This window comes from Candidatus Odyssella thessalonicensis L13 (genome assembly GCF_000190415.1).
Classification (GTDB): domain Bacteria; phylum Pseudomonadota; class Alphaproteobacteria; order Paracaedibacterales; family Paracaedibacteraceae; genus Paracaedibacter; species Paracaedibacter thessalonicensis.
In genome coordinates, this window is record NZ_AEWF01000004.1 from 374,647 (window position 1) to 382,682 (window position 8,036).

The window sequence follows — 8,036 nt, forward strand, 5'->3', positions numbered from 1 at the left end:
TTTCTCTGCTCCGCGGCCCTAAGATATCACTTAAATGCGAGTTCGCTTTGATAAGCTTGGATGACACCCTTATCTCTTTCATACCATTGATCTAAGTTATGAAAATTGCACCCAATATATACAGCTGAAACGATGCTGATCTTTTAAGTAAATCTGCTCAGGGGATAGTAGGAGGGATCTATTCAAGAAAGCGGGTCGTTGTTGCGGTAATGCTGGCTCTCTTTTCTTAAAGCATCTCATGGATGCTGGTTGACTATAATTACAATTCTTTGGCTATATAGTCGCTTCCCTACCTCATTTTCTTAAAGAAGCAGGGGAGCGCTGTTACGTTTATCCTTTAGGCTTATCCAATTACAGTCCTTCAAACAAATTGATTTCATCCAGAGACGGACGCAAATCTAAATAAGAGGCTATTTGCTTTGCGCTGCGATAATATCTTATTAGCATATTGCTTGCTCTTTTCTCGCGGGTACTCCCCTGTAAAAAGGAGTAGCCGGGAATACTTTCAAGTTGGCTCAATATATGTTGAGCATCTTTAATTGCCTCATTTTTAAGATTTTCACGTGGATCACCCATTAATTTAGTAAGGTACCCTTTTGTAAAGGAATAAGGCTTGGTGGACGTTTCTGGCAAATTGTAAAATGACTTTAGGACTTCAAGAGTTTGAGTCGACCATTTTTCACCAGCACCATTAATAGTTTTTTCGGCCAAAAAAGCAGCTGCTTCGCCTCTGGAAATTGCCCCAGCTGCACTGGCGAGCGGATGTAATAATGTTGTCATATAGCCTTCAAAGAGGTCATGAGTGGGCGCTAACTGTTCTAACACCAGATGTTTTAAAGCTGTTGTCGGATCTAACAAGGCGACTGGAAATTGAGAGCTTGTGACCCGCTTAAGGCCTTGCGCTGACTGTCTGGTGACAAAACTTGACACAGGCGCCGTCCCCCCAGTAAGAGCCAAGAAGCTTCCATCGACCGCTGTCCCTACCTTCCCGTTAAAGTAAGAGGCCGTGATCCGAGGCATAAAAATCTCATTCATCTTTTCAAGAATAGCTTTTCCTGCTTGCTCGCCGGCATGGATGGTCACATTATGAGCGAGATTTTCTATCCCTTGAAACAGATGGGTCCAAAAGTGCTCTAGATAAAAGAGACGATTTATGGCCTGATCATATCGCCAACGCATAGGTTCATCAGTAAAATCTTTAAGAGAAAAGTGCTTTAAAGCGAAATCGTTTAAAGGAGCTAAAATAAACTTATTACATAGCAGCTGGGCCCCCATGCCAGTACTATGAAGAGTGGTGTTATCTGCCGCGGCTTTGCCATACTCTGTCCACGTTTGCGTATCTTGAGCTGAAATATATCCAATCTCCTCTTGATAGCTTTTGAACTTTTTCATAATTGTCTCACTGAGAGAAGAGATATGTGCTGCAATAAAACATTCTGCATTGACACGCCCAAATGCCTGTAATGGTTGGGTGGGATCATTCTTTAAGGGAGGCAATGTCAGCAATCCATTGACCAGGTCGTCAGATGAACTGGCCGCTTGAACGTTCAGCATAACTGTATTATAAAAAGTAACTGCTTGATCGACAGAATAAAGGGTAAGATTGTGCAAAGCTGTTTGAAGCCCTCGGGACGCACATCTGACAAAGTCCTTTAAAAAGGATCTGGCGTGGTCTTAGGGCACATGGCTCCAAAATTGCTTAATTCTTGCCTGCATCTCGGGGATTGGTTGAGTCGATCCTTCCTCCTGAAAGATGGTAGGGATTTTGACGTCCTGCTTAGGCACTTCCATGGCTTGACAGGAAAATGCTGCCCCAAATAAAAATGCTATTGATAAGGATCGGACTGGAAAACTGCTCATAATGTAAAACCTCAAAATTACTTGTTGCAATACATATGGAAAGCGTTTCTTTTTTTGCCGTAACTTTTAGGCTGTAATGCCATAATAATTTTAGTTTTACTAGTATTTAAATAGGTAAAACCTTTCTCATCAGTCATCAAGTAAGCTTCCCATAAATAGTATTAGCTGAAGAGACTTTAAGAACAGCTTAGAAGATGCTGATCCTTTAAGCAAATCTGATCGTTAATTACTGATTTGATAAACGAGCATTAAAGATGCAGCCTGTCTAGGCTTCCTCTTCACCGTCTTAATAGTGCCAAGCTAGTTTTACCTATTAGCTCAGCTAGACTGAGCTCAAATGCTCGCTCATAATCCTGATCTACTCCTTGACCAAGCTCGTACAAAGTTCCTACTTGGCGTTGAGCTTCTGTATTTCCTTGCTCTGCCGCTTTCAGATACCACTTAAATGCTCGTTTATCACTGCGCTTTACTATTAAGCCCACATAATAAAAGTGGTCGACATGAAGTTGAGCGTCTGCGTCATCGGCTTTAGCCGCCCTGAGATACCACTCAAATGCTAGCTTATTATTCCTAGTAACACCTTTACCTTCTTCATAACATTTACCGAGCGCATATTGAGCCTGGGGGTAACCCTCCTTTGCCTGCTCGAGGATCTCAGCAAAAGTATATCCCGGAAAACATTCATTCTCCTATTTAACAACAGTTTTGTTCTGGCGGTCCGCTTTTAAGGAAGACGGTTTCGGATCTGAGAGGCTAGGAAAGAGGAAGTTTTCAGAAAGCAGATCAGTCGTAGCAGCGGATGTAGCTTCTGAAGGCGTGAAGTGTATAGCTCTCTTTCTTAAGCCTTCATTACTTCCTAATGTTTCACTTGCTGACCCTATGTCAGTTAAGGCTAGGACTAATAAACTGCTTGCTAATAAATGCTTTTCGGGTAAAATTTTTATTTATATTTCTTTCAATTATTATGTGTTTATTTTATTAATATAAAATTGTATGGTATGTCTGGAGTAAAATCTATTAAAATCAATTCAGCTTTTATATAAGCTCTACCCGGGCTTGCCTCCCTAATCCCCTTGCAACACATGGTTATGAAAAAGCATGTTCCTCTCTAGTTGGGAATTGGAAAAAGAAAACAGGTGTAAGGCCTTTGAGAGCAATAAAGCTTCCCTTATGGTCAAGGTTATGAAGGGCAAGAGTTAAGATTAAATAACCATTCTTTCAACGAGTTGTTTTCTGATAATTTATCTTTAATTTTGTATTCGTAACATTGGATAGAGATAATTAAGGCTCAATTGTTAAGAAATGCCTGCTTTTATGTTAACTTCTCCTTAAAACTTAATGGCTATTATTGATAACGATTTCTATGGTTAGATGACCGTTTTTCTAGAGTTTTCTTTAATTAGTAGGGAATACTTAGTTCAGAGGAGGGTAACGGCGGGGATTTATGGGTTGCGCCCTTTTGGGAGATTAATATAAAATTTTATTATAAATGAACAGGATGAGCATAGAATCATATGGCAAAATGTTGTTTAGTTTGCGGTGAACAGGAACAGGTAGCTCTTATAGTGACGGGAGAGATTTATCGTCTGGAATGTAAATGGTGTTCTGCCCGCTTTCGCATCACACGAAACTTATTTGAGCAGTTATCCTTTGGAAGGCAAAAAGTCAAAGGATTTGAGGCATTCTATAAGAGTAGATATAGCTCTAAAGTGGAAGCTCTTGCTTATGGGCAGCCTTTGCCAGTGATAGGGCTTGATGTAAGTTATGATTAAAAGCGTTTAACCTTTAAAGCCAATGCCAATGACATACATTTCCGCTGAATCTTTGCGGCTGGCTGGGGGCTTAAAGTGAGTTACTTTTTGAAAGGCAAGTTTAAGACGCTTTAAAAGATTTGCCTCGGTTCCGCCGCGTAGAACCTTAGCGACAAAGGCTCCTCCAGGGGCTAAAATATTTTCTGCAAAATTAAAAGCTTCTTCTACCAGCACCATAATCCGAATATGGTCCACATCTGTCATCCCACAAGCAGGTGCGGCCATATCACTCAGAATAACTTGTGCTTTGCCGTCAAGTAATTCAATCAGTTTTGTTTGGGTTTCTTCTTCGGTAAAGTCGCCTTGAAAAACCGTAGCGCCGGCAATAGCTGCCATTTCCGTCAAATCAACACCAATAACGCGCGCTTTAGGGTTAGTCTGGGATTTAACACGTTCGACCGCCACTTGCGTCCATCCTCCAGGACATGCTCCTAGGTCAATAACTCTTTGACCTGGCTTTAAAATCTTGAACTTCTGATCTATTTCAATAAGTTTGTAGGCGGCACGAGACCGATAACCATCTGATTTTGCTTGCTGAACATAGGGATCGTTCAACTGACGTTCTAACCATGCCCGTTGCGAGGTTGTGCGTTTCTTGTTGCTAGCTAGTTTGACTTTAAGGCGTCTGGTAGGTGTTTTGTTGGTCATGATTTTCCTGCTTACCCCATCTTGATGAGTTCTGCTATTTATTATTCGGCTTCTTCTTTATAAGGCATAATACGCCACAGATAAATACATAACCAGAAGGAAATGAAGGCAAGCCAATTTAAGCCTAAATATTTTGGCACTGAAATAACCCTGTACCCACTTCCTCTTAGAACTTGCTCTGCTTCAAACTGAGCAATCATTATCAGGAAGGTGGCAATTGTTATAATAGCAATAAAAGCAACAGTTGCTAAAGCTGCTGGAAGATCTGTTGGTGGGCTTATGGAGGTGAGCTGGCTGCTCGTATTCACTCTTTTTAAAATAGATCTAAAATAGTGGTTATTAGCTTGGAATGCCATTGCAAAAAAGAGAAATATACTGAGGAATAAAGAGCTGCCGATTAAACTTGTTGGGTAAAGAATCTCTAAGGTAGTAATAACTTGACTTAGCAAGCTAAGACCAAAGGCTAGCTTATATTCGCGACGATACATTAACCATATGGATTGCAGAAAAGCTGCCGCCCAATTCGGAAGAGGAAATTTGTTAGCTAGAATGTTGGTAAAAGACCGGTCATAGTAATGAGTATTACGATCATCGGCATCGGAGGAGGTAGCATAATAAGGCCTTATTTGCTTGATAATCTTAAAACTCTCATCCTGATCTAATTTCTCATACATAAACTGCACTTTACTTCTTTAAAAATTTGGGATGAACGGATCGAGAAGGATAAATCTCCTTAACGAGTTCCATCAAAATGCCTTCTCGCACGCCTCTGTCTGCTACTCTTAGCCGTGGTACGGGCCAGGTATCACAAATTCCTTCAAGAATGGCTGTTCCCATAACCACCAGATCAGTACGGCCAGTGCCAATACAGGGATGATCTGCCCGTTGATCGTGATTCATCGCAAAGATCTCGGAACTCATCTGATGGATGTCTGGCAGCTCCAGGAAAACGCCATCAATCATACGCCGGTCATATCGTTCTAGATTCAAGCTGATCGCGGCTAAGGTGGTAACAGTGCCCGAAGTGCCGATCATTTGCACTTTTTGGCGGTTGAGTGCAGAGTGAATGTTATGCTTTGACGAGAAATCTTGAAGTAGATCTTGGATTTCTTGTCGGATCTCGTTGTAAACCAGGGGATTATACGATTGGTTATTATAGCGATCACACAAAGTAACAACCCCATAGGGCAAAGAGATACAATCAATAACTTCGATGACAGGAAAGCGACGGCGATGTAAGCGGCGAGGCTCATTAATCCTTAACCACATGACCTCTGTGCTGCCGCCACCAATATCAAAGGCGAGGGCAAAAGGAATACGGCTGTTAAGGACGCCGGCGCATCCTGATAAGGCCAGACGAGCTTCTTCTTCGGGCGAGATGATATCAATTGATAATCCCAGCTCTTTAAGGGCGCGCTTGACGAGCTCATCACTGTTTTTAGCGCGGCGGCAGGCTTCGGTTGTTACGGCTCGTAAATGGCAAACTTTGTTATGTTCGATCTTTTCTTGGCATATACGTAAGGCATCAATTGTGCGTTCAATGGCTGCTTCGGTCAAGAGATTGGTGGAGTGGACTCCTTCACCAAGCCGCACCACACGCGAGAAGGAATCTATGACGCGAAAAGATTGCCCTTCGACCTTAGCAATCAAGAGGCGACAAGAATTGGTGCCAAGATCAATCGCAGCAATAGTCGACTGCTCCCGAGACGGGGATGAGGATGTATGACTGCGATGGCGTGACCTTAACATATAAACACTTCTCAATAACAGATGTTACCCATGTAACGACTTCGTTCTCTTTATATTTGATGACAGTGTAACAAAGTTTCAATAAAAAAAGCCGCAAACTAATCATTTTTTTACTTGGAAGATCGAAAAAATTTGTGTATCCCTATAAATGAAGCCTTAAAATACTGAGGGTATCTCGTTTTGGGGGATAGTTTAGTGGTAGAACTCCCGGCTCTGGACCGGGCAGCCCAGGTTCGAATCCTGGTCCCCCAGCCAAATTAACTAATTGCAATCCCAAGCCCGCCTGCTTATATCTCTAACAAACTATCCTTAATAATCATTACTTGGATTATCATAAAAAGATTAGCCAGCACGGCAAAAACCATATTTTTTCTTATCAACTTATGGTTAAGGAGCCGTGGCTAGCGAAAGAGTCAACGGTTGAGTATACTGGCAATCTATATAAGATCGCAAAGAGTATCTTTATAGAGGTCTCTCAAGATCATATTATAATGAGACAAAAGGATTAATTAACTGGACAAAGCGGTTTTTTGCCTCTAATAAGGATGGGTTTTGGTATTATGACTTTGCTGGCATTGGAGTAGCAAAAATAATAAGCTTTTTATTTAAGTAAGGAATTAAATGAACCTACAACATTGCCGTTTTCGGGCTATCTTCTGGATTTTTTTATGGTCTGCGCTGTTCTCGGTGGCCATGGCAACCGCAAAAACACTTGATAGTTCTATTAATCAAATCAGTTTAATCTTTGTCCGTAGCCTGGTGGCTATGATTGCGGCTCTACCCTTATTCATGCGTTCTGGCTTTAAAGTTCATTTTGCCACCTCTCGGTTAGGTCTTCATCTTATAAGAATTATTCTGGTATTCTGTTCTATGGGCTGCACCTATTATGCTTATCGACATCTACCGATTGCTTATGCTGCTTCTATTGGCCAAACAGGTCCTCTGTTTACGACAATTCTAGCAATTCTTCTGCTTAAAGAGCAGGTTTCAACTGCTAAATGGTTGGCTTTGATCTTGGGGTACGGTGGGGTGATTGTTATGGTGCGCCCCAATGAAGGAGGAATGATCGACCTGGCGACGTGGGTGGCTTTAGCGGCTAATTTACTGGCAGGACTGACCATTATCGTTGCCAAGAAACTAACAAAGACAGACTCCTCAGAAACAATTCTATTTTATGCGACCTTTGGGGTGTTGGCTGTAAGTGCCCTTATGAGTATTTGGTTTTGGCAAACGCCGTCGGTGGAAGATTTAGGACGATTATCTATTCTCGGCATTGCGGGGGTGCTCTCCCAGTATTGTTACCTGAGGGCTCTGAAGTGTGCGCCCGCTTCTTTTATTACGCCGTTTGAGTACACGCGCTTGTGTATGAGTATTCCCATTGGTTATTTTATGTTCTCTGAAATTCCAGATCGGTGGACGATCGCTGGAAGTTTGATCATTATTGTCGCTATTGTCATGTTAACCTTAGCCGATCGTGAAAAAGGAACAGAGTCTTAATCGTTGAGGTTTTTATCGTCTAACCCATAGTCAGATCCTTAGATGTGGATCGTCAAAGAAAGAAGGCCCCGAGATGCTGCTCATTTAAGCGCAGACAGGGGCCTTTTCAATTTTGGATAAATGTTTCCCAGAGTATTCGCTCCGAGTACTAAAGGTGTTGTATCTTAACAGTGAGCGGGCACTCTCTAAAAGGGCATGCAGAGCTTTTTCCAAGAATAAAGAAGCTATAGAAAGTAAGAAAGGTTACGTTTTACCTGTTAGTAACAAGATATGTAGCCTTAGCCATAAGGATGGAGCATTAAGAAAATTGCGGTGAGTGTAAAAAGAATAGAGATAATTCACCTTGTGAGCGTTAAGAGAAAGACGTCAGTTTAACGTAGTCTCCTCTCGCTGAGCCTTAAAAGGGCACAAAAGACAGCGAAAAAGATAGCTAAAACGTTGAGAAGAAACGAAGAGATAACTTTTTTTCAA

At 41.8% G+C, this 8,036-nt stretch carries 8 protein-coding genes and 1 tRNA gene; 3 read left to right on the forward strand and 6 right to left on the reverse strand.

Going from position 1 to position 8,036, the window contains the following annotated elements; all coding sequences use genetic code 11:
• Positions 1-351 precede the first annotated feature (351 nt).
• The 3 genes from HMO_RS0108790 to HMO_RS17660 form a co-directional block, all read right to left on the reverse strand.
• Entirely contained in the window at positions 352-1,611 is a 1,260-nt protein-coding gene (locus HMO_RS0108790) for a hypothetical protein (RefSeq protein ID WP_010301600.1), read from the reverse strand.
• 63 nt (positions 1,612-1,674) lie between these two features.
• Complete coding sequence (locus HMO_RS0108795) at positions 1,675-1,860, reverse strand: hypothetical protein (protein ID WP_010301605.1); 186 nt, start codon at positions 1,858-1,860, stop codon at positions 1,675-1,677.
• Between the two features lie 278 nt (positions 1,861-2,138).
• Complete coding sequence (locus HMO_RS17660) at positions 2,139-2,513, reverse strand: tetratricopeptide repeat protein (protein WP_425358520.1); 375 nt, start codon at positions 2,511-2,513, stop codon at positions 2,139-2,141.
• An 861-nt stretch (positions 2,514-3,374) separates the two neighbouring features.
• Between HMO_RS17660 and HMO_RS0108805 the strand changes: the two genes are divergently transcribed.
• Positions 3,375-3,632, forward strand: coding sequence for a hypothetical protein (locus HMO_RS0108805; protein WP_010301611.1), 258 nt, complete (start codon positions 3,375-3,377; stop codon positions 3,630-3,632).
• 6 nt (positions 3,633-3,638) lie between these two features.
• Here HMO_RS0108805 and HMO_RS0108810 read toward each other — a convergent pair whose 3' ends face one another.
• Genes HMO_RS0108810 through HMO_RS0108820 form a run of 3 tightly spaced genes read right to left on the reverse strand, consistent with a single transcriptional unit; the run spans position 3,639 to position 6,068 of the window.
• Positions 3,639-4,319, reverse strand: a complete 681-nt coding sequence (locus HMO_RS0108810) for an RlmE family RNA methyltransferase (protein ID WP_010301615.1) — start codon at positions 4,317-4,319, stop codon at positions 3,639-3,641.
• Positions 4,320-4,360: 41 nt separating this feature from the next.
• Complete coding sequence (locus HMO_RS0108815; RefSeq protein WP_010301617.1) at positions 4,361-4,993, reverse strand: DUF2628 domain-containing protein; 633 nt, start codon at positions 4,991-4,993, stop codon at positions 4,361-4,363.
• A 10-nt stretch (positions 4,994-5,003) separates the two neighbouring features.
• Complete coding sequence (locus HMO_RS0108820) at positions 5,004-6,068, reverse strand: Ppx/GppA phosphatase family protein (RefSeq protein WP_010301620.1); 1,065 nt, start codon at positions 6,066-6,068, stop codon at positions 5,004-5,006.
• A 181-nt stretch (positions 6,069-6,249) separates the two neighbouring features.
• Here HMO_RS0108820 and HMO_RS0108825 point away from each other — a divergent pair.
• Positions 6,250-6,323: transfer RNA gene (locus HMO_RS0108825), tRNA-Gln, on the forward strand.
• Positions 6,324-6,689: 366 nt separating this feature from the next.
• On the forward strand, positions 6,690-7,565 hold the full coding sequence (locus HMO_RS0108830; RefSeq protein WP_010301626.1) for a DMT family transporter: 876 nt from the start codon (positions 6,690-6,692) through the stop codon (positions 7,563-7,565).
• Positions 7,566-8,036: the final 471 nt, after the last annotated feature.

Bases quoted from the DNA above. Each gene is read 5' to 3' on its own strand.
- HMO_RS0108795 (WP_010301605.1), bottom strand. From the start codon at position 1,860: ATGAGCAGTTTTCCAGTCCGATCCTTATCAATAGCATTTTTATTTGGG.
- HMO_RS0108805 (WP_010301611.1), top strand. From the start codon at position 3,375: ATGGCAAAATGTTGTTTAGTTTGCGGTGAACAGGAACAGGTAGCTCTT.
- HMO_RS0108810 (WP_010301615.1), bottom strand. From the start codon at position 4,319: ATGACCAACAAAACACCTACCAGACGCCTTAAAGTCAAACTAGCTAGC.
- HMO_RS0108815 (WP_010301617.1), bottom strand. From the start codon at position 4,993: ATGTATGAGAAATTAGATCAGGATGAGAGTTTTAAGATTATCAAGCAA.
- HMO_RS0108820 (WP_010301620.1), bottom strand. From the start codon at position 6,068: ATGTTAAGGTCACGCCATCGCAGTCATACATCCTCATCCCCGTCTCGG.
- HMO_RS0108830 (WP_010301626.1), top strand. From the start codon at position 6,690: ATGAACCTACAACATTGCCGTTTTCGGGCTATCTTCTGGATTTTTTTA.